The 22496-nt window shown below is 39.7% G+C and carries 21 protein-coding genes and 2 tRNA genes; 9 read left to right on the forward strand and 14 right to left on the reverse strand.

The annotated features are described in order from the left end of the window. Positions 1–39: 39 nt before the first annotated feature. Positions 40–1344, reverse strand: coding sequence for an efflux RND transporter periplasmic adaptor subunit (locus tag G6053_RS16345; protein WP_108633800.1), 1305 nt, complete (start codon positions 1342–1344; stop codon positions 40–42). A gap of 21 nt (positions 1345–1365) precedes the next feature. Next, on the reverse strand, positions 1366–2745 hold the full coding sequence (locus tag G6053_RS16350; protein WP_165307196.1) for a TolC family protein: 1380 nt from the start codon (positions 2743–2745) through the stop codon (positions 1366–1368). Between the two features lie 53 nt (positions 2746–2798). Here G6053_RS16350 and G6053_RS16355 point away from each other — a divergent pair, with 53 nt between their 5' ends. Beyond that, the gene (locus G6053_RS16355; RefSeq protein WP_165307198.1) at positions 2799–3410 is read left to right on the forward strand and encodes a polysaccharide deacetylase family protein; all 612 of its coding nucleotides are present in this window, start codon (positions 2799–2801) and stop codon (positions 3408–3410) included. 3 nt (positions 3411–3413) lie between these two features. Here the strand turns inward: G6053_RS16355 and G6053_RS16360 are convergent, their stop codons facing one another. From G6053_RS16360 to G6053_RS16375, 4 genes are all read right to left on the reverse strand, one after another. Continuing rightward, entirely contained in the window at positions 3414–4211 is a 798-nt protein-coding gene (locus G6053_RS16360; RefSeq protein ID WP_165307200.1) for a DUF4249 family protein, read from the reverse strand. Positions 4212–4217: 6 nt separating this feature from the next. Then, positions 4218–6542, reverse strand: a complete 2325-nt coding sequence (locus G6053_RS16365) for a TonB-dependent receptor (RefSeq protein WP_165307202.1) — start codon at positions 6540–6542, stop codon at positions 4218–4220. A 152-nt stretch (positions 6543–6694) separates the two neighbouring features. After that, positions 6695–7612 carry an alpha/beta hydrolase family protein gene (locus G6053_RS16370; protein ID WP_241254751.1) on the reverse strand — a complete coding sequence of 306 codons (918 nt, stop codon included), beginning with the start codon at positions 7610–7612 and terminating at the stop codon, positions 6695–6697. Then, complete coding sequence (locus tag G6053_RS16375; protein WP_165307204.1) at positions 7602–8498, reverse strand: hypothetical protein; 897 nt, start codon at positions 8496–8498, stop codon at positions 7602–7604. Before G6053_RS16375 ends, G6053_RS16370 begins: the two co-directional genes overlap by 11 nt. Before the next feature lie 38 nt (positions 8499–8536). Here G6053_RS16375 and G6053_RS16380 point away from each other — a divergent pair, with 38 nt between their 5' ends. Together G6053_RS16380 and G6053_RS16385 are read left to right on the forward strand one after the other, a co-directional pair. Continuing rightward, positions 8537–9424 (forward strand): DUF4377 domain-containing protein, encoded by an 888-nt coding sequence (locus G6053_RS16380; protein WP_165307206.1) that lies wholly within the window; start codon positions 8537–8539, stop codon positions 9422–9424. Between the two features lie 252 nt (positions 9425–9676). Next, positions 9677–10630: a glycoside hydrolase family 43 protein gene (locus G6053_RS16385; RefSeq protein WP_165307208.1), complete on the forward strand. Its 954-nt coding sequence runs from the start codon at positions 9677–9679 to the stop codon at positions 10628–10630. Between the two features lie 106 nt (positions 10631–10736). Here the strand turns inward: G6053_RS16385 and G6053_RS16390 are convergent, their stop codons facing one another. Continuing rightward, the gene (locus tag G6053_RS16390) at positions 10737–12956 is read right to left on the reverse strand and encodes an NADP-dependent isocitrate dehydrogenase (RefSeq protein ID WP_165307211.1); all 2220 of its coding nucleotides are present in this window, start codon (positions 12954–12956) and stop codon (positions 10737–10739) included. Positions 12957–13228: 272 nt separating this feature from the next. Between G6053_RS16390 and G6053_RS16395 the strand changes: the two genes are divergently transcribed. The 3 genes from G6053_RS16395 (at position 13229) to G6053_RS16405 (ending at position 16408) form a co-directional block, all read left to right on the forward strand. Then, on the forward strand, positions 13229–14068 hold the full coding sequence (locus tag G6053_RS16395) for an aldo/keto reductase (RefSeq protein WP_165307213.1): 840 nt from the start codon (positions 13229–13231) through the stop codon (positions 14066–14068). Positions 14069–14133: 65 nt separating this feature from the next. Then, the gene (locus G6053_RS16400; RefSeq protein WP_165307215.1) at positions 14134–14982 is read left to right on the forward strand and encodes an AraC family transcriptional regulator; all 849 of its coding nucleotides are present in this window, start codon (positions 14134–14136) and stop codon (positions 14980–14982) included. A gap of 85 nt (positions 14983–15067) precedes the next feature. Next, positions 15068–16408: a TolC family protein gene (locus tag G6053_RS16405; protein ID WP_165307217.1), complete on the forward strand. Its 1341-nt coding sequence runs from the start codon at positions 15068–15070 to the stop codon at positions 16406–16408. Positions 16409–16602: 194 nt separating this feature from the next. Here G6053_RS16405 and G6053_RS16410 read toward each other — a convergent pair whose 3' ends face one another. After that, a complete protein-coding gene (locus G6053_RS16410; RefSeq protein WP_165307218.1) occupies positions 16603–17244 on the reverse strand; it encodes a peptidylprolyl isomerase in 642 nt (213 codons plus the stop codon). Between the two features lie 107 nt (positions 17245–17351). Between G6053_RS16410 and mgrA the strand changes: the two genes are divergently transcribed. Continuing rightward, entirely contained in the window at positions 17352–18389 is a 1038-nt protein-coding gene (gene mgrA, locus G6053_RS16415; RefSeq protein ID WP_108633787.1) for an L-glyceraldehyde 3-phosphate reductase, read from the forward strand. Between the two features lie 97 nt (positions 18390–18486). On the opposite strand, the gene G6053_RS16420 is transcribed toward mgrA, so the two are convergent. The 3 genes from G6053_RS16420 to G6053_RS16430 form a co-directional block, all read right to left on the reverse strand. Then, the gene (locus G6053_RS16420; protein WP_165307220.1) at positions 18487–19017 is read right to left on the reverse strand and encodes a DUF1697 domain-containing protein; all 531 of its coding nucleotides are present in this window, start codon (positions 19015–19017) and stop codon (positions 18487–18489) included. Positions 19018–19028: 11 nt separating this feature from the next. After that, on the reverse strand, positions 19029–19325 hold the full coding sequence (locus G6053_RS16425) for an MGMT family protein (RefSeq protein ID WP_165307222.1): 297 nt from the start codon (positions 19323–19325) through the stop codon (positions 19029–19031). 378 nt (positions 19326–19703) lie between these two features. After that, positions 19704–19777, reverse strand: a tRNA-Arg gene (locus G6053_RS16430). 186 nt (positions 19778–19963) lie between these two features. On the opposite strand from G6053_RS16430, the gene G6053_RS16435 reads away from it, so the two are divergent. Next, a complete protein-coding gene (locus tag G6053_RS16435; protein WP_108633784.1) occupies positions 19964–20482 on the forward strand; it encodes a YceI family protein in 519 nt (172 codons plus the stop codon). Between the two features lie 55 nt (positions 20483–20537). Then, a tRNA-Ser gene (locus G6053_RS16440) sits at positions 20538–20622 on the forward strand. A gap of 239 nt (positions 20623–20861) precedes the next feature. Here the strand turns inward: G6053_RS16440 and G6053_RS16445 are convergent. The 3 genes from G6053_RS16445 to G6053_RS16455 form a co-directional block, all read right to left on the reverse strand. Continuing rightward, positions 20862–21224, reverse strand: coding sequence for a response regulator (locus G6053_RS16445; RefSeq protein ID WP_108634516.1), 363 nt, complete (start codon positions 21222–21224; stop codon positions 20862–20864). A 66-nt stretch (positions 21225–21290) separates the two neighbouring features. Beyond that, positions 21291–22121 carry a protein-glutamate O-methyltransferase CheR gene (locus G6053_RS16450; protein WP_108633780.1) on the reverse strand — a complete coding sequence of 277 codons (831 nt, stop codon included), beginning with the start codon at positions 22119–22121 and terminating at the stop codon, positions 21291–21293. After that, positions 22121–22495, reverse strand: a complete 375-nt coding sequence (locus G6053_RS16455; RefSeq protein WP_165307223.1) for a response regulator — start codon at positions 22493–22495, stop codon at positions 22121–22123. Before G6053_RS16455 ends, G6053_RS16450 begins: the two co-directional genes overlap by 1 nt. Position 22496 lies beyond the last annotated feature (1 nt).

The following is a 22496-nucleotide window of genomic DNA, read 5'->3' on the forward strand; positions in this document are numbered from 1 at the left end:
AAACACCTCCCTTTGTTAAATATTAATACCGTTATAATTTTATAGTGCCGATTTATCTACTTTTTCCACTTTACTTCCATCTTTTAAAGTTTTGGAAATAGCGTCAAATGGCCGAGAAACAACCTGATCTCCCTTTTTCAGCCCCGTAAGGATAATAATGTTCTTATCATCTTGGATCCCCGTTTTAACTGGCACTTGTTTGACAGCTTCACCGTTTAAGATAAATACATATTCTTGTATTTTCTTATTTGTATTGGTCGAATCTTTATCATCGGATCTTACAGTAACAGACTGTATGGGCACGACCAAACCTTTCGCATGTTTTGTGAAAATCTGTACAGTAGCAGATAATCCCGGCTTGAAAGGAGAAGCTACGTTCTCTTTAACCAAATCTTGATAAGATTCTGCGCTAATGCGAACCTTTACGTTAAAATTTGTGACTTGATCTGTAGAAGATGTTGCTGCAGTTGTCGTTGCTATATTTTTTGATGAACTTGCGATTTCCGTAACAATACCTTTGAACTTTCTATCTTGAAAAGCATCCACTTCGATTTCGGCTTGATTTCCCACTCTCACGTTATTGATGTCGTTCTCGTTGACATCCACATTTACCTCCATCGAAGACATATTGGCGATACGCATAATTTCAGTACCTGCCATCTGCGCCGTTCCAACGACACGTTCACCTTGCTCTATGGACAATAAAGAGATAATACCATCCGTTGGTGCATAAATCGTTGTTCGGTTGAGGTTGTCCTGCGCTTCCTTGACAGAGGCTTGAGATTGATCGATACCATATCTGGTCGATCGGACAGTCTCCCTTTGTGCCTGGATAGCTGCAAGAGTCGAAAAGTATTCCGAAGAACTCTTATCCATTTCAGCCGCTGATATAACTCTCTTTTCAAAAAGTTCCTGGTTTCTCTTGTACGTTGCCGCTACATTTTTGAAATTTTCCTCCTGTTGTTTGAGCTGTTGTTGTGCCGCAGCCAGATTCGCACGCTGCGAATTCATTGCTGCCACAGAGCGATCGTATCCAGATTGCAAGATATCCGGTTTGATCCGACAGAGTACCTGTCCTTTTTTTACAAAGTCACCTTCTTTGATATTCAGTTCTACAACCTCACCCGAAACCTCAGAACTCAGCTTAACTTCTATTTCAGGTTGTATTTTCCCGCTGGCAGATACCAATTCATCCACATCCATATCTTTTACCACATCTACAGCGACTTTGGTTATATCCCCTTTTCCAAACCAGCCGGCCTTAAAGCCGACAAAAACAAAAATTGCCAGAAGCGCTACTACTATTAATAGAATCTTTACTACACTACGTTTTTTCTTTGCCATTGCCTTTGTTAATCAAATAGGTTAATTGTTGTCGAATTGAATTGGATTTCCTAAGTAATAATCAATAATCTTAGATCTGAATATTACGTTATATTTTGCCTGAATTAAGTCAAATTCAGCTTTGTTACGTTCTGTCTGCGCGGTAAACAGTTCCAATGAATTTGCCATACCAATATCGTATCGTTCTTTAGTTGCTTTGTAAGCTGTTTCGGCGCTTTCGAATGCCGCCGTTGCCGAAGTGTATTTTTGCTTGGCAGCATTGACGTCCAATACTGCTTGGTTAACAGCTTTATTTAAATTATTTTTTGCCAATTGTTCAGCTGCTTCAGCCTGTTTTAAGCCAATCTTAGCTTTTGCAACATTGACCTTATTCTGGTTTTTGGAAAAAATTGGAACAGTAAGTGATAAGCCGGTAAAAAATGATTTGTTTTCCGATATTTGTGTGCTAAAAGGTACACGGTATCTCGTTTTGATATCTAATGGATCTGTTTGCCTAGTTGTTGCCGAAGAATAATTTGTACCATAGCTCACACTCAAATTGAGTGCTGGATAATACCCCCCTTTGGCGATATCAATTTGTTTTAATGCTGCATCCTTATCCAAAGCAGATTTATGGATATCTGGTTGTCGCGTTAATGCTTTTTGATATACATCCATGGCATTTTTATCTTCTGCGTTCACCAAGACAGCTTCTAAACTTGGACGTTCGAGAGAAATAACAGTTTCAGAAGGCATTTCCATCAATTGTTTCAAAGTTAACAGCGACATTTCATATGAATTCTTTAAATTGACTTTATTCAATTCGTTTGAAGCAACCTGATTCTTTGACTTTGCGAGATCAGCGATAGTCTTATTTCCAACAGAAAATTGAATAGAATCTAACAAAAATTGTTGTTTCGATAAGGCAATCTGATCCTCACTAGCCACCATCAACTCATGGTTTGTAATGGCTTCCAAATAATTCACTAAGACATTTAAAACAAGGTCATTTTTAATCTTATCCACCTGTGTAGCAGCAGACTCCAACTGCAATTTATTAACCTTTATTTGATTGACCTGTTGAAAACCCTGAAATATGTTCACTTGGGATCCTATGGACCCATTGGTTGTTCTGGTCCAAGCATTGTTGACAATTTGCGCCGAAGTCAAATCGAAGGCAAAGCCGTAACGGAAATTTTGATCAACAGAGACACCTAAGTCTGGTAATAAATTACTTTTGGCTTGAAACAAGTCCTGCGAAGCGAGATCTTTGCTCAACTCGGCTTGCTTTATTTGGACATTACGTTCCAATGTCATGCGTATGGCCTCGGCTACCCCAACGACCTGCTGGGCTTGGATCAGGTTGTTCGTTCCCAGAAAAAAACCAGTAAAAATTACTGCAGAATAATAAAATCTTTTCATGTTCATATGTAGAACCATACTATTTTTATAGATTTGAACTTCATTTATCGGTTATGTATTTTGTCAAATCCCCTTTTTTCCTGCGTTGGCTTTATCCCAGATCGATCTGGCATATGCCGAGGTCGGAAAAAAAAGTCTATCTCACGTTTGATGATGGTCCAATTCCTGAAATTACACCTTTTATACTCGATATCCTAAAAAAATATCAGGTCAAGGCAACATTTTTTTGTGTTGGTGAAAATATTAAAAAAAATCCACATTTGTTCCAAAGAATTTTACAAGAAGGACATCAAGTTGGCAACCATACCTACAATCATCTCAAAGGCTGGGATACAGATGATGATTCCTATATTAATAATGTAGCTCAATGTCAGGAACTAACACAAACGGACCTCTTTCGGCCTCCTTATGCCAAAGCAAAAAAATCACAGCTCAAAAAGTTATATAATAATTATCGCGTGGTGATGTGGGATGTCATGTCCGGAGATTTTGATCAAAGTTTAAGTCCCGAAAAATGCCTTCAGAACGTCATTCCCAATATACAGAATGGCTCTGTTATTATCTTTCATGACAATATCAAAGCCATTCCCCGTGTTGAATATGCGCTACCTAAAACGATCGAATTTCTCCTGGCAAATCAATACCAAATAGAAAGATTCGAATGAAGATTATGGTCTGGTTCTTGACAACACCACTTCAGATTCATAATATTTTCCGACACTGACGCTGAAGTATCCCAAGACATTATTAGACAGATTTGAAATTGGATTCGAAGGTGAGGCTGCTCCGGGATTGATCATCTGGAAGCTATTCCAATAATTGTATGCACCGACATCAATGCATTGACGCAAAATACGGACGCGATCTCCGAGTTTAAGATCTCTATCCCGATCAATAATATCGTGCTGTACTTGCAGTCCATTATTATACTTATCATCAAATACATCAATAAAACGTAATTCTCCTCCGTTTACGGACATCTTGTACTTGTAGTAGTTTCCCTTTTCCTGCGGATCATTAAAGACTAAAGTTGGATAATAAATGGTATCCGTAAATATGATGCGCTCCGATAGGCCGATCGAATCAACATCAACATAGCTCGGCACTGTCGAAGTTCCTTCAATTTCTTTTCCATCGGCCGTCTTTACATACAGTTGATAGCTGGCTTTTTCCTGTAATCGCAATGTCTTATTGGTATACACACCATTTGCACCGGGCGAAAAGGTATAAATCCGATTATTTTGCAGGCTTCTTACGAAGACTTCCGCGTCTGTTATGGGAGTCAACATAGATTCCTTTAGACCGACTACTTTTTGTATGCTGATCTCATGTTGTTGGTCTGACACCATTAGGTCCGCCGTAATTACAATCTGCCCCGTATTTTCGGGCAGGTTAAGGTCAATTTTATCTTCACAACTGACCAAGGTTATCCAGGTTAAGGCTATTAATGCCAATATCTTTCTCATGTTGTGCTAAAATTTAAAGTTCCAGGTGACTGAAGGTATTGTGCCAAATAATGCAATCCTATAAATTTCGGTTATATTGGATTGTCCTTCTTTCTCCCTAAAGTCAATCAAATAAGCATTTTTGCGATTATAGGCATTATAAATCCCGAAAGATAAACTGGAATACGTATTTTTTGTACGTTTGATATCATAGGTCGCAGCAAGGTCTAAACGATGATATGCAGGCATACGTTGGCCATTTCGCTTATCATAGTAGAAGATCGTCCTATCATCAACAAAATATTTTCCGGCAGGCATTGTTACGGCATCACCAGTATAATAGACAAAGTTTGCACTTAGATTCCATTTGGGATTCAATTGATACTGTGCCACGACAGCGATGTTATGAGTTTTATCCTGACGCGCGTTAAACCATTGCCCATCATTGATCTGTTCAAACTGTCTTTCACTTTTGGATAGCGTATAGCTGATCCAGCCATTCAACCGCCCCAGTCGTTTCTTTATAAACCACTCGACACCATACGCCCTGCCTTTTCCAAATAAGAGCTCCCCGTCCAAAAGTTCATTGGCCTGGAGATCGGCCCCATTCCTATAGTCGATCTGATTTTTAAGGTCTCTGTAATAACCCTCTACAGAAAATTCATATCGATTGGACACGAAATTCCTGAAATAGCCCAGCGAATACTGGTTAGACAACTGCGGTTTGATGGTATTATTGCTCAATACATATTGATCTGTCGGGAGACTACTTGTTGTATTGCTCAACTGATGCAAATACTGAACATTCGTATTATACGAAGCTTTGAATGTTGTCGATTCATTCAAGGCGTAGTTAAGGGAAATACGGGGTTCCAGATAGATATATTTTTTTCCCATCTCCCCACGGCCAACATAAGTGGAATCGACGGCTTCTCCGGCATTGTCAAATGTATAGAAGGTGCCGGGTCCTAAAGTTGCGTAGGCTGTTGCTCTAACACCGTAATTCAATTTAAGCTTATCATTTATCGACCAGTCATCAGAGATATAAGCAGCAATGTCCAGCCCCTTGCGATGCTGAATACGCAATGAATTTACCTTAGAATCTTCACCGGCTTCAATACTTGCCGGACGGATTTCCTGTAACGCTGCCTGCAGACCAAACTTTAAATTGTGACGGTCCGAAAGGCTGTACTGAAAATCCTGTTTAAAATTATAGTTGAATATATCGGAACGAATCTTAAAATTATTGTCGTCTTCAATCTTCACTTGATAATTAAATTTACTGAATATCAATGTAGTATTACTAAATAGGCGATTGCTCCAAACGTGATTCCAACGCATGGTTCCCGTCGCATTTCCCCAATTGAAATCAAATAAATCATGATAGGCCATTGCATCTTTACCAAAATATCCCGATAAGTAAAGGGTATTTTTATCGTCGACCCGATAATTTAGCTTGGCATTGAGATCATAGAAAAATAAAGCACTCTTTTTAATATTTTCATCGCTTGAAAGTTTCAGGAATAAATCAGCGTAGGTGCGTCTGCCAGAGATCATAAAAGAGCTTTTTCCTTTCTGTATAGGACCCTCGACCTTAAGTCGCGACGCGATCAGCCCTAATCCTCCCTCCACATTAAAATGCTGATTATTCCCATCCAGTGTTGTTATTTCCATGACTGAGGAGATTTTGCCGCCATACTGCGCCGGCACACCGCCCTTATAAAAATTGACATCTTTGATGGCATCCGAATTAAATGTCGAAAAGAAACCAAAAAGGTGCGAACTGTTGTAAACCGGAGCCTCATCCAACAAGATCAGATTTTGGTCTCCTCCCCCGCCACGAACATAAAAGTTGCTACTTCCTTCTCCGCCGCTTGTCACCCCCGGAAACAATTGAATCGTCTTTAAAATATCTTTTTCGCCAAATAATACAGGTACTTTTTCAATCTCCTTGGGGCTAAACTGTGTCAGACCCGGCGTAAGGTCTTTGATTGATTTTCTCCGATTTCCGGTGACAACAACCTCAGCCAATTGGCTTTCTTCCGGCACCAGTTGCACAATATAAGTGGAGTCCTTCCCCACCTGAACGGGCAAAACTTTTGTTCGGTATCCCATGGAAGAAACTTCCAGAAAAGTATCCTGTCCACGTAAGGATAAACTAAAGAATCCATATTTATTGGAAGCCGTAGATCTTTTTTCGGCTTCATTACGGACCAAAGCACCGATGATATTTTCACCACTGATACTATCTCTGATAAATCCTGATATAGATTTAGATTGTTGACCATAGGATTGCTGTGCGCAAAACAAAATAGAAGAAAAATAAAAAACAACCTTTATAGGTTTAAGCATAGCAGACTGAATTCAAAAATTTGTTGAAAATAATAAAAAAGCCTTACAATTTGTAAGGCTTAATAATAAGTTTATAATTTGTTAGTCAAGATCTTCTAGAAACAAAAATAGTATTTTATTCATTTAAGCCAAATATTTATCTATTTTTCTTTTTATTTTTTTTCTGGCTGACTGAAAAAATCATTAAAAAAGGCCATTTGATAGATGATGGAGCGTGACCAATACGTCCAGTTATGCCCCCCCTCACTTGTAACAAAAGTATGATTAATGTTGTGGTACATGAGTTTATCGTGAAGTGCAACATTGACAGGATAGAAAAAATCTTCCTTTCCACAATCAATAATCAGACGGAGTTGATTGTTCACTAATTTGGGAATCATATTGATCACCACGCGATCATCCCAGGCCTGGGTCGAATCGGCGTAATTCCCGATACGGTCCTTAATTTCCCAGTTTAGGGGAAAGGGTCTGAAATCCACTCCGCCGGCGGTACTGCCTGCAGCACCATAAAGTTCCTGATGCTTAATTGCAAGTGACAAGGCTCCATGTCCCCCCATGCTAAGTCCTGTAATCGCCCTTCCTCTTCGGTCCTGAACTGTGGCGTAATGTCCATCTATATAATCAATCAGTTCTTTGGAAACAAATGTCTCGTATTGATAATTTCGATCATTTGTGATATCCCAATACCAACTTCCAAATCCCCCATCCGGACAAACAACCATATATCCATATTGGTCAGCCAGAGCAGCGACATTGGAGTTCTTCACCCAATTGCTATAATTACCCGAATATCCATGAAGTAAATAGAGTACCGGATATTTGGTACTTTCCGAATATCCCTTGGGAAGAATAACGACAGTTTTAATAACTTTGTCCATGCGCTGACTTCGGATCGCTAAAGTATCGACTTTTGCAGCTTTACTGGCTATACAAAAACAACATAAGGCAATTGATAAAACTAATAATTGTTTTAAATTCATGAAATAATGAACTGGGCTGTTCTTTCTATCCCATTTATTCCGTGCTGTAGCACCCATCTGTTTCACTAAAAAAAGTTTGTTATTTATCATTTGATTTAGGATTTTTTCCGAAATAATAAAGATAGGATTTTAAACCGAATGGACGCTCACTGATGGTATAAAAACCCGTCCCATCCTTATCGAATGCGATGGCCTCCCCCTGAGGTTCTACCGAATAAGGCACTTCAATCGGTTTCGATTGAAGCGTTTCGCCCCATGATTCACCCGGCTTCCTTTTCCAATAAAAAATAGTTGTAATGTTCTTGATAAGCAGCTCTTTTCCTGTAGGGTCTATCGCCGCCGCTGTAGCGAAAGTAAAGGGGAGTTCAGCCACTTTACTTAACGTGAAATACTGTTGTTTTCTATTTCGGAAAACTGGCGCGCTATATACAGTCGATTGAAATTCGCGCTTCGAAACCACATACAAGGTATTATCTGTTGGATCAACCATGATAGATTCCGCATCCAACCGTTTCTGCCCCGGAAATTTAACAAATATGGTTTTGATATTTTTCTTTGATATCAGTGACGAATCGCTAACTGAAGGTTCAGGAAACACATAAAGGCACGCCCAAGTCCGCTTCCCGAGATTATTTCCAATATCTGCTAAAACGAGGTAATTTTTATCTGCAATTTTAACACGGTCAATATCTTCACAATCAATTACATCTATTCCTTCCAGTGAAAAGCTTTTGATCAACTTTGCTTGACGATCGATCAAATAGATGTTTGCACCATCGCCACTATCGTTATGAACCCAAAATGTTCCTTCCTCATGGGCGGCTACAATACCCGACACTTCTTTTAGCCCCGGATCCGTCAATTCACCTAGCGGGACTTGTGTTTTAAAATAATCCTTGTTATTTTGGGCATATATCCGAAAGCCGGACAGAAAAAGTACGATGACTAACAGTACTTTTGTTCGTGCAATATTCATGTTTAAAGATACGTTTTTATTGATATTTAATGCCCATTATGAAGAAATCCCTGAAATCCAGCTTATTTTTTATCCTCTTATTTCTATTCCCGTACGGTTTATATGCACAAATCAGCACGTTTCGGATAAAAGTTAAATCTGGGCTAGAAAGTACACCACCCTATCTCGTAAAGTATTACAATAGCAAAGACTGGGAAAAATTCTATGCAGAAATACAACAGTTTAACTACAATGCCAACTTTGAATACACGATTCGGGTAAAAAAAACGCAGACCGCGCACAAATCAATCTATTCACTGGCGAAAATCATCAGCAAATCCAAAACCAAAAACGCGGAAATTGCCATTTGGGATGTTGCCGAGAATTATGTAAATAATCCAACTTCGGGAAAATTAAACTGCCTCCAGGTGAAATCCACTAAAAAAAATAAATGGGAATATATTTCTAATCCGATCCTCGGTTTTGATTACCAAGAGCAATATCGTTACCGTATCAAAGTAAAGCAAACGAAAGCAAGAGACACCGACAGTATGCAATATGAATTACTTGATATTATTTCCAAAGAAAAGGTCACCGGGCTACCCAGTGTGGCTTCATTTCTCGCCAGATTCCGGTGGAATTTACTGCAATTAAATGGCAAAGATGTTTCAAACAACAAAGCCAACATTGGTTTCGATGCAAAAAATGGCACCATCGCCGGATCGACCGGATGTAATAATTTTTGGGGTAATTTTAGTGTTAAAGGCAATTTGATCAGCTTTCCGCATCTCGCCAGTACGATGAAATCCTGCAACGGAGCCAATATTGAAAATGATTTCTTTGCAGTGGTGGAGCAAAAGCAGCTTCAATTTGACATCGCCGAGCAGACATTAAACTTTTATATTGATGGAAAATTAGTTATGATCTTCGGGTTGGAGCGTGAATAAGAAAATACCCGAAGCCTGGGGGACTTCGGGTATTTTAGCCATATTATTAACCTATTTTATGAAAAGTATTTATGCCATTTGGAAATGACATAAACAAATATGTGAAATAAAGCGGAAAGATTCGAAAGCTCAGCCTTATTTTAACATAATTTTAACATTTTAAAAATATTGAGAAAAATCAGCATAAAAATGATATTTTATCAGCCATATGCTCCAATAGAATGTATTATCTTAAGCTTTTAAACCATAACGATGATCAAGACATTTTTTACGACAACATCTTTGTTTCTGGCGACGACACTTATTGCGCAAAAGAATCCAGTTTTAAATGGTAATTATGCCGATCCTGAGGGAATTATTTATAATGACAAATATTGGATTTTCCCGACCTATTCAGCCCCCTATGAAGAACAGCTATTTTTTGATGCATTTTCTTCTTCGGATTTAGCACATTGGGAAAAACATCCGCGGGTACTCCAAAATACACAAGTAAAATGGGCCGAGAAAGCGATGTGGGCGCCCGCCGTACTTGAAAATAACGGTAAATATTATTTGTTCTTTAGTGCTAACGACGTACATAAAGGGGAAATCGGCGGAATTGGCGTGGCTGTAGCGGACAAACCTGAAGGCCCTTATACAGATCTCCTAGGAAAACCATTGATAAATGATATTATCAACGGCGCGCAACCCATAGATCAATTTGTTTTTAAAGATAAAGACGGTACGTTCTATATGTATTATGGTGGCTGGAAACATTGCAATATGGTCAAACTCAAACCGGATTTTACGGGCTTGCTCCCTTTTGATGACGGAACTTATTACAAGGAAATTACACCAAAGGATTATGTCGAGGGCCCTTTTATGTTTATCAAAGATGGCAAATACTATTTTATGTGGTCAGAGGGCGGCTGGACTGGTCCTGACTATAAAGTCGCTTATGCGATTGCCGACTCTCCGTTTGGGCCATTTGAGCGTATTGGAACTATCCTCGAACGTGATCCAGAAGTTGCCGTCGGCGCTGGGCACCATTCAGTCATTAAAGTTCCTAATAAAGATAAATACTTCATCGTTTATCATCGCAGACCATTGGGCAAGGAAGGTGCGAATGAACGTGTCACTTGCATCGACGAAATGAAATTTGACAAAAAGGGGCATATTCAACCTGTCAAGATGACTTTTAAAGGTGTAAAATATCCGCTAAAATAGATTATTCCTTTCGATAAAGTAAGAGCATACAACGACTAGACCCAAAAATTAGAGCCCCGATCATTGACCGGGGCTCTTCTTATTTTATTGCAACATCAGGTAATAATTAAATACGCGCTATGGCATTGTTTAATGTCACAGAAGGACGCATTGCTTTTGTCGCTAATTCGTCATTCGGGAAGTAATAACCACCGATGTTCTGTGCCTGACCTTGTGCGCCGATCAATTCATCATTAATCTTCGCCTCATTATCTGTCAATTCTTTTGCTACTGCGGCAAAACGGTTCGCCAGTTCAGCATCTTTCGTTTGAGCAGCCAAGGCCTGAGCCCAGTACAATGCCAAATAAAAATGAGACCCGCGGTTATCAATCTGACCTACCCGACGTGCCGGAGATTTGTCATTTGCAAGGAATTTCTCTGTTGCTTCATCCAACGTTTCAGCCAAAACCAATGCTTTGGGATTATTCTGTGTCTGCGACAAATGTTCCAATGACGCTCCTAAAGCCAAAAATTCACCCAATGAATCCCAACGCAAGTAACCTTCTTGCAGGAATTGCTCCACGTGTTTCGGAGCAGAACCACCAGCACCAGTTTCGAACAAACCACCACCGTTCATCAATGGCACAATAGACAACATCTTGGCCGAGGTTCCAACTTCTAAGATAGGGAACAAATCTGTCAGATAATCACGTAGTACGTTACCTGTTACAGAAATAGTATCTTCCCCTTTACGGATACGTTCCAACGAGAACTTAGTTGCCTCAATCGGAGATAGAATTCGAATATCTAAACCTGTCGTATCAAAATCAGGTAAATATTTCTCTACCTTCTTAATGATCTCTCTGTCGTGCGCACGGTCTTTGTCTAACCAGAATATTGCCGGAGTATCTGACAAACGCGCACGATTTACAGCTAATTTCACCCAGTCTTGAATCGGTGCGTCTTTTGTTTGACACATACGGAAAATGTCCCCTTCTTCAACGCTCTGTTCCATGTACACATGACCATCGGCGTCCACCACACGGATAACACCGTTACCTGCAGCTTGGAAAGTTTTATCGTGAGAACCATACTCTTCCGCTTTTTGAGCCATCAAACCAACGTTTGGAACAGAACCCATTGTTTTGGGATCCAAAGCGCCATTCGCTTTACAGTCTTCTATTGTTGCTTCATAAACACCTGCGTATGAACGATCAGGAACCATGGCGATCGTATCTTCTTCTTGACCATCTTTATTCCACATTTTACCGCCAATACGGATCATCGCCGGCATAGATGCGTCAATAATAACGTCGGAAGGAACGTGGAAGTTTGTAATACCTTTATCTGAGTTGACCATCGCCAAAGCAGGACCTTGCGCGATAGCAGCATCGATGGCAGCTTTCACTTCCGCCTCTTTTGCATGACCTGCAATTTTAGCGTAAACTTCTCCTAAACCGTTATTTTTGTTGATACCCAATTCTTTGAATAACTCACCATAGGTAGCAAATAGGTCTGCGAAATAAGTTTCAACAACAGCACCAAAGATAATAGGGTCAGAAACTTTCATCATCGTTGCTTTCAAATGCGCAGACAATAACACGCCAGCCGCTTTCGCCTCAGCGATCGCGTCAGCCACAAAACCTTTTAATGCATTTAAGCTTAATGTCGATGAGTCAATTACTTCGCCCGCTTTTAATGGCGAAAGCCCTTTTAATTCAGTAACGCCCCCTTGTGCATCTACAAATTCAATTTTGAACTGACCCGCATTTTCTACTGTTACAGATTGTTCTGAACCATAGAAATCACCGGATGTCATCGATGCAACTTTTGTTTTAGAATCTTTTGCCCAAGCCCCCATTTTATGTGGATTTGCTTTCGCGTAATTCTTGACCGCTTTCGGTGCACGACGATCCGAGTTACCTTCGCGCAATACAGGGTTTACAGCAGAGCCCAGTACTTTTGCATATTTAGCTTTGATTGTTTTTTCTTCCTCCGTGGTTGCTTCATCCGGATAGTTAGGGATAGCGTAACCCGCTTTTTGCAACTCAGCAATAGCGCCTTTTAATTGTGGAATAGATGCTGAAATATTCGGTAACTTAATGATGTTCGCTTCTGGAGTTGTAGCCATTTGACCCAACTCTGCCAAAGCATCGGCAATTTTCTGATCTTCTTTTAAAAATTCGGGAAAGCTTGCAAGAACACGACCTGCTAAAGAGATATCTCTCAATTCAACATCGATACCAGCTGTAGCTGTAATCGCTTGTACAATAGGCAAAAACGAGTAAGTCGCCAACAAAGGTGCTTCATCTGTTTTTGTCCAAACAATTTTTGATTTGTTTGACATAGTAATCTATTAGAAATATGTTTAATTTTTAATGCTATGCGAAATCAATGAAAAATCTAAATTTTTCAAAATTTCGCCTAAAGATAAGAATTAATGCCATAAACCATGCGTTAATCCGACCTTTTTGACAATAAAATTGTGAAAATAAATATATTTTGGCAATCCAGAATAAGTTTGGGTTCCGCCCTCGAAAAGACAGCCCTCTTTACATTTCAGTGACGGGATAATACAATCGAAACCCTAATTTAGTCAAACAAAAAATACGATTAAGCATGAAATCATTCAAATTGAACAATGGAATTGATATTCCAGCAATTGGATTTGGAACTTGGCAAATTCCGGAAGGTGAAGAGGCATACCAGGCCGTTACGGAAGCATTGAAAGTCGGGTATACACATATTGACACTGCAGCCATATATGGTAACGAAAAAAGTGTAGGCCGAGCTATCAAAGACAGCGGAATAGCGCGTGATACATTATTTATAACGACCAAGCTCTGGAATACCGAACGCGGCTATGATAAAACAATTGCTGCATTCGAAAAATCCCTCACAGACTTGGGTTTGGCCTATATTGATCTTTATTTGATTCACTGGCCGGCCAATGAATCACAATTCGAAAACTGGGCAACTATCAACGCTGAAACATGGAAAGCGCTTGAATATTTATATCAACAAGGAAAGGTGAAGGCAATCGGAGTCAGCAATTTTCCAAAAGATTACCTTGCCAAATTATTGGAAACCGTAACAATCGTCCCGGCCGTCAACCAAATTGAATTTCATCCGGGTTACCTCCAACAAGAGACCGTTGACCTTTGCAAATCCAATGGCATTTTAGTCCAGGCCTGGTCGCCCCTAGGTTCGGGGAGAATCCTACAAGACGAGACTTTAATTGCTCTAGCGGAACAAAAAGACACCAGCGTCGGACAGATTTGTATTAAATTTGCTTTATCTCAAGGCATACTACCGCTACCAAAGTCCACCAATCCATTAAATATCAAGCGAAATTTAACGGTTGACAACTTCGATCTCACGGAAGAAGATATACAGACAATTAGCGAATTGCCGACGATGGGTTTCTCTGGATCTGATCCTAAAAAAGTTGCATTTTAAATCACAAAGACCATATCCTCCAGTGCTTATATGCTGGAGGATGGTTTTTTAGCATAATACCGGTGATGAGCAAAATACAGCTTATAGATCAATCGGAGCTCCTCCAAAAAGTAGGTGAATATATTTACCACCCGCTTAACACGACCTGTATCCTCGTACATACAGGGACGGTTGCCATTGATTGCAACGGCAGCCCGGTCCAATTGCAGGCAGGCAGTATTTTCTTTATCGGTTATAATAAGTACTATTGCTTTTCGGAGATCAGCCAAGATGCACAATTCAAAGTATTGAATTACGACAGAAATTTCTCCAACCGAATCCGGTTCTCCATTAGCAAATATGATGCTTACCGTCTTATCCATGCAAATAGTTCCGTTCCATTCAGCCCCACGGCTACTGACTTTGAAACGATTTGGACATTAATTTCAACATTACATCAAAATAGAAAAAAAGCGCAAAATCAAGGGATGGATTTTCTTCAAAAAGCAAATGTTAATATTTTTATGGCAATCATTTATTTACTGGCCGCTGTGATTTATGATGCCGGAGAGCGTCATTTAACAATCCGTAATCAGCGAAAAGAAGAGATTACCGTTCAATTTTTACAACTTGTTGCTGACAATTATAAACAGCATCGGGATTTGGCGTTCTATGCGGAATTACTCCATATTTCTATCAAATACCTTTCTATATGTGTCAGGGAAATCACCAAAGACTCTCCCTCCGCGATCCTGAGCAATTGGTTACTGAGCGAAGCTCGGGCACAATTGATTGTCTCCAATAAAACAATCAATCAGTTATCTCAGGAATTTCACTTTTCTGATCAGTACGCTTTCAGCAAGTTTTTTAAAAAACACGTCGGTATTACCCCCAATATATTCCGGGAGCGACAAGCCACAACTGTTACCAATTGAACATCACAAAGCATTAAATAGACATTTCTTGGCATCATACCAGTATGTAACTTTGTATTACATATATAGCACTAAGAAATATACCATGAATATTAAATCAAGCGCACTAAAAACAGGTTTGTACTTGGTCGTTTGTTTCTTTACAATTTTTAGCAATCTAACATACGGTCAGGATAGCATTTCGACCAAAAAGATCAATATTGAAACATTATTTGCGCTCGCCATACGCAATCACCCCAACCTTGCTGTTTCAAAGACAGCAGTTGATATTGCCAAGCAGAAAACTGCAGTCGCAAAATTGAAAACATTACCGGAGATCAGTGCATCAGCTTCAGCGTTTTACCTTGGTGATGCGGCGCTGATCGAGAAGAACCTATCGGGCTCCGAGAAGGTTCCTCTGCCCCATTTCGGAAACAACTATTCCTTGGAGGCCAAGGAACTTATCTGGAAAGGCGGAGTAATCAAGAATTCAATTAAAGCATCTTCTTTGGGAGAAGAGCTAGCGGAACTGGACCACCTAAATGAAGAGCAAAACATCAAAATTTTGGTATTGGGATACTTTCTGGACCTCTTTAAACTCGGCAATCAAGAGCAGGTTTATCATCAGAATATCGAATTGGCCCAAAGGCGGCTGGAACTTACAGAAAAATTATACAAGCAAGGGATGATTACCAAAAATGATGTCATAAGAAATCAGTTACAGATCTCCGAATTGCAACTCGCCAAAGAAGTCGTCCAAAATAATATGCGTATTCTGAATGATGAACTTGTCGTTGCACTGGGACTGCCGGAAAACACTCGCATCACACCCGACGACGGTATTCTAAAGGCCCACTTTCAACCACGGGATCTAACAACATTAAAACAAGAGGCTTACATATCAAATCCAAATGTCCAGCTCGCCACAAAAGAAACAGAGCTTCTTTACACCGAAAAAGATATTACCAAATCCGAGAAATCTCCCGCACTCAGCCTTTTCGCTGGAAATAATCTGGTCAAACCGATCACCAATGTCATGCCTGTCATTGATAAATATATGAATACCTGGAATGTGGGCGTCTCATTGAGTTACAACATTTCTTCTTTATATACAACGGACAAAAAGCTAAAACTAAACGATTTACAAATTGAAAAAAACAAGAAATACGAACAAGCACTGAAACAAAAGACCAGTGTGGCTGTTAATACCGCATACATTAAATACAATGAGGCCTACTCACAGCGCAATGCGCTCGAGTACAACAAAGCACTTGCAGACGAGAACTATCGTATAATTGAAAAAAAGTATTTGAACCAACTGGCACTTATAGTCGATATTATGGACGCTTCCAATTCAAAACTTGAAGCGGAACTGAAATATACAAATGCTGAAATCAATATTGTGTATGCATATTACAAACTTTTGAAAGAAACAGGAAAGATTTAATATTTTTCGTCTGCCAAATTTAATCAGTTTTATATATGTCAGGTCCCATTAAGTAATTAATGGGGCTTTTTGTGTCCTTTCTCGCATTGACCGTTTTATTTTCCCGGTCATTTATTGCGATAAAAACGGTCATAGCTAGGAATTGAATACATCGATTGAAAAATTAAAGAACAAAACCATCTTGAAAGATGGTTTTATTCTTTAATCTCCACAATACTAAAGGGTACCTTTGTCAAAGGAAAATCTTGTTTATCCGTTTTCACCCGACTTATCTTCATGATGACATCTAGCCCTTGATATATTTCACCAAAGACTGTAAAATCCTGATCAAGTCTGGGCTGTCCACCATGAGCGAGGTATTCATCCCGCTGTTCTTTGCTATATTTAATCCCTTTTTTTATTTCCAAGCTATCGAGATCTGCCGCAGTGATCTTTTTTCCAACTACAAAGTAGATCTGATCAAGGAAGGAGGCTTTCTCCGGATTGCCGTCACGTCCCGCTCCTAATGCCCCCATTTTGTGAAAAGCACGTTCGTCGAATTCCGCCGCCAGTCTAGGTTTTCGGTGTAAAGGATCTGCTGCCTCCTTCTTTTCGATATCTATATCGTGTTCACCTCCTTGTACAACAAAATTTTCAATAATGCGATTGAACAGGGCGCCCTGATAAACACTATCTTTAATCGACCTTAACATCAAATCACGATGCTGTGGTGTAAAATCATAAAGTACGACCTTAAACTCCCCAAATGCGGTTTTAAATAATAGGTGTTTCGACTGTGCCTGGGCACCGCCTGCCCAGAACAAAAACACCCCTAAGATCCATGTGATTTTCTTCATGTTTTTTATAGCTTCAACTTATGCAAAATTTGACATAAAAATACATTAAATTTCAATTCGCGGAAATTTGTTTATTACTTATATTTGGAATAAAACAATTCAATTTTATGCAATACACTCCCCATCCCGACCGCTACCAACAGATGATATACAACCGTTGTGGTAAATCCGGACTTCAGTTACCTGCTATTTCCTTAGGTTTATGGCACAATTTTGGAAATGACACGGCACATCAAACCAAGGTTGACATCTGCACAACGGCTTTTGATCTCGGAATCACGCATTTCGATCTAGCCAATAACTATGGACCGCCCCCGGGTAGCGCGGAAATTGCATTCGGACAAATTCTTAAGCAACAGTTTGCGGGATATCGCGATGAGCTGATCATTTCCTCAAAAGCAGGTTATCACATGTGGGATGGTCCTTATGGCGAATGGGGCAGCCGAAAGTATATTATTTCCAGTTGTGATCAGTCCTTAAAACGCTTAGGAACAGATTACGTTGACATTTTCTATTCACATCGCTTCGATCCAAACACGCCTTTGGAGGAAACTATGATGGCCCTGGATCAGCTCGTGCGAAACGGAAAAGCCCTTTATGTCGGCATTTCATCCTACAATTCGCAACGTACCAAGGAAGCCTATGCAATACTGAAATCCTTGGGAACACCCTTTGTTATCCATCAACCGAGTTATTCCATGCTGAATCGATGGGTTGAGTCGGATGGTCTATTAGACACTCTGGGCGAGATTGGTATTGGCTCAATTGTTTTCTCTCCACTTGCCCAGGGCATGTTAACCGATAAATATTTACATGATATTCCTGAAAATAGCAGGGCTTCACAATCAAAATCCTTGCAGACCAAGTTTCTCAGTGAAGAAAATCGAAAAAATATTCAGGCGCTACATGCCATTGCACAACGTAGAGGACAGACCTTAGCGCAAATGGCCATTGCATGGGTTTTTCGAAAACAACAGGTGACTTCTGCACTTATTGGGGCGTCGAGACCACAACAGGTCATTGATTGTGTCGGATCACTCAAAAAGCTATCATTTACGGCAGAAGAAATCCATGAGATTGATCTCTATGCAAAAGATGGACATATTAATATATGGGCTCAATCCGCAGAGATTGAGAGAAGCTAGATCAATCTGTAAATTATTTTAATATCAAAGGCGTACTGGCTATCATTCGATAATCATTACGCCTTTTTTGATGTTAGCATGCAATAACAATAATAGCCTACTGCATGATCTTCAGAATTTTTTCAAATGTGTTCACATTGCGGCTGGTGAACTTATCCTTCAGACTTTTCTTACCCAATATTTTTCCGAATGTTGAATCCAGTGTATTTCCTTTGGGCACCTGCCAATAAAATACCCCATTAATCACTTTGGCTTTTTCATCAGCTGCTTTCGCACTGTTATTGAATTCTTGCATGAGCAGTTCTTCTACGCCTGGCAAACCTACAAAAGCATAAATATGAAAATCAGGACGAATGTCAAAAGGAATATTACGCCTGAATAGCGTAATTTCTTCCTCCGATTTAATGAACAAAAAAGCTTCGTAGGAAAAAGACTTGGACATAGCAGCTTCCAAAACGATTTTAAGTTCGTCCACAGGGCTATCCGATGAAAAAACTATATTTCCGGAAGCCAGCACCGAACTAACATGATCCATGCCCGTATCTTTAAATACCCGGCATACATCGGCCATCTTCATATTGGTTCCCCTCACATTTACTCCCCGTAGAAATGCACAATATTTTATCATTTATCCATTTTTTAAAGTTCATTTATCGGGTTCCAGAATAAATTCTTAAAATCCCTGACCCTAAGATTATTTATCACAATACCTTCGCCCTCCAGTTTAATCTGAAATTCCGGAACGGACAGTACGCCACCACTGGAAATCACCCGATGAGCAGGTACATCTCCGGGACAACCGCCCATTGCTTTTCCAACATGACGAGCGTGATTTGGGTATCCCAAAGCTTTAGCAATAGCACCATAAGTTGAAACACGCCCCTTTGGGATTAGTCTCGTTAATTCGTATACCTGTTTTTTAAATATTTCATCCATATAGATGTTATTACACCATTTAACTCTATCTAGCTAACCACAAAGTATTACCAATTCTTTTTGTCTATAAGCTAAATAAACTACAATTCAACGTTTTCTAAAGGTACAAAAATCAAGTATAATAGACTATTTCCAATGAAGCAAAATTCATGTACTACAATAGTTGGACAAACGGTCCCTACCCCTATTTTGCGACTTAAAATAGTAACTCTAATTTTTATACGCCTAACCAAAATACATAGAGAAACGCTTTGAATATTTTCGACCGAGCACTATTTGTCTCCAAATTTTGGTGTAGAGCCCCAATTAGCTAACAGATTGGAAAAATTGAGCACAGTATAAAAAAAGCCCCTCTGTATTAAACAAAGGGGCTTTTTGTACGCCAATCAGGATTCGAACCTGAGACCGTCGGTTTAGAAAACCGATGCTCTATCCAGCTGAGCTATTGGCGCGTCGCTTTCGGTAATGCAAAAGTAGACATTTGTTCAACAATTCCAAAATATCACTTGCTTTTTTTTATGGTTTTTCAATAACTGATTGCTTTTCAACAAGATTATTTTATTGATCTAGGTCAAACAAAAAGACAAATAACGCTGTTACCTTTGTGTTATTAAACAAATAAGAAAAAACACAAAATTATGGCACAAGGAAAATGGGAATTGGACGCTGCACATAGCGAAATAGAATTCAAAGTAAAACACATGATGATCACAAATGTTAAAGGAAACTTTAACAGTTTTAAAATAGATCTTGATGCAGAAGATGATACTTTTGAGAATGCACTTGCAAAAGTATCTATTGATACTGCTTCTATCAACACCAGAAATGAGCAACGTGATGGACATTTAAAAAGCGCTGACTTTTTTGATGTAGAAAAATATCCTGCAATAACATTTGAAGCAACAAGCTTAGAAAATGATCAAATTAAAGGAAATCTGACCATCCGTGATGTGACCAAAGCTGTAGTTTTTGATCTGGAATTTGCGGGTATTCAAAAAGATCCTTGGGGAAATACTAAAGCTGGGTTTATCGTCGAAGGAAAGATCAAACGCTCAGATTTTGGACTTAACTGGAATGCAGCTTTGGAAACAGGTGGCGTGATGGTAAGTGACGATGTAAAATTTAGCGCTGATATACAGTTTATAAAAGCTAAATAGGAACTATTTCTAAAATAAAATTTGGCAGGAGAGCAAAAATTCGTACTTTTGTCGCGGAGAGTTGGCAGAGTGGTCGAATGCGGCGGTCTTGAAAACCGTTAACTGTCACAGGTTCGGGGGTTCGAATCCCTCACTCTCCGCATAAGAAGCCTTTCAGAAATGAAAGGTTTTTTTATTCGATATGGATTCGAACCAGAAGGGCTGGCCGGGGTTCGAACACTATCATCGCGGGTATTAGCAGCATGGGGATAAGGGACGCGATAAATCCCTCACTCTCCGCATAAGAAACCTTTCAGAAATGAAAGGTTTTTTTATTCCATATGGATTCGAACCAGAAGGGATGGCCGGAGTTCGAACACGATCCTCGTTCAATCAATTATTAGATATACTTATTAACAATATCATCCAGATCATCCAGATCAAAGGGCTTGGATAAGAAATCATCTGCACCGGCGCTTACAGCCAACGATTCGATGTCATTATTGGCAGATACATAAATAACCGGAATATGTTTAAACCTATCATCGGCTTTTAAGAGACGGGTAGCCTCTACCCCGCCAATATTTGGAATCCAGTTATCCATTAAAATAAGGTCCGGTTCCGTAGACTCTACTTTTTGAATGATATCATGTGATGTTTCGGAGACTTCAACATGAAAACCCAAATCTGTCAGCACCACTGTTATGACCTCCAATATAATGGTATCGTCTTCAAATATCAGTACAGTTTTTCTTTTGCTCATATCGCTTAGTTTATCTCCCATACATGGCTTTATTAAGGCTTGAATATCGTGCCAAATAAAACCATCTTATTGTGGGTAGAGTTTTTTCCAAATTTTTTGATCACCCACTGCGGTGAAGTTCTGTTGAATACTTGAGAAACGGATGGTTTCCTTACTACCTAGGCCCAAAAAACCTAGATTTTCCAGGCTTGCGTCAAATAATCTAAATACACGGTCCTGCAGATCTTTATTGAAATAAATCAATACATTGCGACACAAAATCAGCTGAAAACTATTAAAAGAAGTATCTGAAACCAAATTATGGGTTGATAGGATCATTTTTTGCTTCAATTCCGGATCAAATTTAGCCCAGTCGTAATTTGCTGTATAATAACTCGAAAAATCCTGCTTTCCTCCAGATTCGATGTAGTTTTCCGAAAAAGATTTGATCTGACTCAGTGGATAGACACCATTGCGTGCTATTTCCAGCACACGTGGATTGATATCCGTTGCATAAATTAACGATTTGTGATGGAGATTGGCTTCCTTAAGCAAAATAGCCAAAGAATAAGCTTCCTCACCACTGGCGCAGCCTGCCACCCAGATCCGGATCAATGGATAGGTACCCAGTTGCGGCAAGATCTCCTCGCGCAGCTGTCGGAAAAATAAAGGATCCCTAAACATCTCCGTCAAATTCACCGTAATTTCCTCGACAAAATGCTGCAGAAACTCCGGATCGTCTTTCAATGCGAATCGGAGCTCCGCAAAACTCGCAAATCGGTCATTCGTCATGATCCGGTTGATCCTTCTCTTAATCGATGCCCGGCTATACTGTATAAAATCGTAGCCATAGCGCTGATAGATATCTTCCAATAAAATATCGATCTCCTCGTCCTTAATTATATTATGGCCCAACATCACGATATCAATCGTTCTATTTCGGTCAACAGCAAATCAACATCAATCGGCTTTGAAATATAAGCCTTCGCCCCCGATGCCAGACATTTCTCCCGGTCCCCGGGCATTGCCTGGGCAGTTACAGCTATGATGGGAATATCGTTGATAACCGTGGAAGCCCGGATCAAACGAATCGCTTCATAACCGTCAATCTCGGGCATCATCATATCCATTAGCACCAATGAAATACCATTTCCCTCTTCCAAAAGTTGAATTGCATCCTTTGCTAAAGTACAACTGACAACTTGGTATCCTCTCGCTCTCAAGGTCAAACCGAGTGCAAAAATATTCCGGTTGTCATCGTCAACAATTAATATCACTTTATTTTGATTCATT

Source organism: Sphingobacterium sp. DR205 (assembly GCF_011064245.1).
Lineage (GTDB): Bacteria > Bacteroidota > Bacteroidia > Sphingobacteriales > Sphingobacteriaceae > Sphingobacterium > Sphingobacterium athyrii.

Excerpts from the sequence above, each read along its gene's own strand:
- G6053_RS16385 (WP_165307208.1), top strand. The coding sequence starts at position 9,677 with ATGATCAAGACATTTTTTACGACAACATCTTTGTTTCTGGCGACGACA.
- G6053_RS16355 (WP_165307198.1), top strand. The coding sequence starts at position 2,799 with ATGTATTTTGTCAAATCCCCTTTTTTCCTGCGTTGGCTTTATCCCAGA.
- G6053_RS16395 (WP_165307213.1), top strand. The coding sequence starts at position 13,229 with ATGAAATCATTCAAATTGAACAATGGAATTGATATTCCAGCAATTGGA.
- G6053_RS16360 (WP_165307200.1), bottom strand. The coding sequence starts at position 4,211 with ATGAGAAAGATATTGGCATTAATAGCCTTAACCTGGATAACCTTGGTC.
- G6053_RS16450 (WP_108633780.1), bottom strand. The coding sequence starts at position 22,121 with ATGTTGGGCCATAATATAATTAAGGACGAGGAGATCGATATTTTATTG.
- G6053_RS16390 (WP_165307211.1), bottom strand. The coding sequence starts at position 12,956 with ATGTCAAACAAATCAAAAATTGTTTGGACAAAAACAGATGAAGCACCT.
- G6053_RS16420 (WP_165307220.1), bottom strand. The coding sequence starts at position 19,017 with ATGATAAAATATTGTGCATTTCTACGGGGAGTAAATGTGAGGGGAACC.
- G6053_RS16370 (WP_241254751.1), bottom strand. The coding sequence starts at position 7,612 with ATGATAAATAACAAACTTTTTTTAGTGAAACAGATGGGTGCTACAGCA.
- G6053_RS16380 (WP_165307206.1), top strand. The coding sequence starts at position 8,537 with ATGAAGAAATCCCTGAAATCCAGCTTATTTTTTATCCTCTTATTTCTA.
- G6053_RS16350 (WP_165307196.1), bottom strand. The coding sequence starts at position 2,745 with ATGAAAAGATTTTATTATTCTGCAGTAATTTTTACTGGTTTTTTTCTG.
- G6053_RS16445 (WP_108634516.1), bottom strand. The coding sequence starts at position 21,224 with ATGAGCAAAAGAAAAACTGTACTGATATTTGAAGACGATACCATTATA.
- G6053_RS16405 (WP_165307217.1), top strand. The coding sequence starts at position 15,068 with ATGAATATTAAATCAAGCGCACTAAAAACAGGTTTGTACTTGGTCGTT.
- mgrA (WP_108633787.1), top strand. The coding sequence starts at position 17,352 with ATGCAATACACTCCCCATCCCGACCGCTACCAACAGATGATATACAAC.
- G6053_RS16375 (WP_165307204.1), bottom strand. The coding sequence starts at position 8,498 with ATGAATATTGCACGAACAAAAGTACTGTTAGTCATCGTACTTTTTCTG.
- G6053_RS16455 (WP_165307223.1), bottom strand. The coding sequence starts at position 22,495 with ATGAATCAAAATAAAGTGATATTAATTGTTGACGATGACAACCGGAAT.
- G6053_RS16400 (WP_165307215.1), top strand. The coding sequence starts at position 14,134 with ATGAGCAAAATACAGCTTATAGATCAATCGGAGCTCCTCCAAAAAGTA.
- G6053_RS16410 (WP_165307218.1), bottom strand. The coding sequence starts at position 17,244 with ATGAAGAAAATCACATGGATCTTAGGGGTGTTTTTGTTCTGGGCAGGC.
- G6053_RS16365 (WP_165307202.1), bottom strand. The coding sequence starts at position 6,542 with ATGCTTAAACCTATAAAGGTTGTTTTTTATTTTTCTTCTATTTTGTTT.
- G6053_RS16345 (WP_108633800.1), bottom strand. The coding sequence starts at position 1,344 with ATGGCAAAGAAAAAACGTAGTGTAGTAAAGATTCTATTAATAGTAGTA.
- G6053_RS16435 (WP_108633784.1), top strand. The coding sequence starts at position 19,964 with ATGGCACAAGGAAAATGGGAATTGGACGCTGCACATAGCGAAATAGAA.
- G6053_RS16425 (WP_165307222.1), bottom strand. The coding sequence starts at position 19,325 with ATGGATGAAATATTTAAAAAACAGGTATACGAATTAACGAGACTAATC.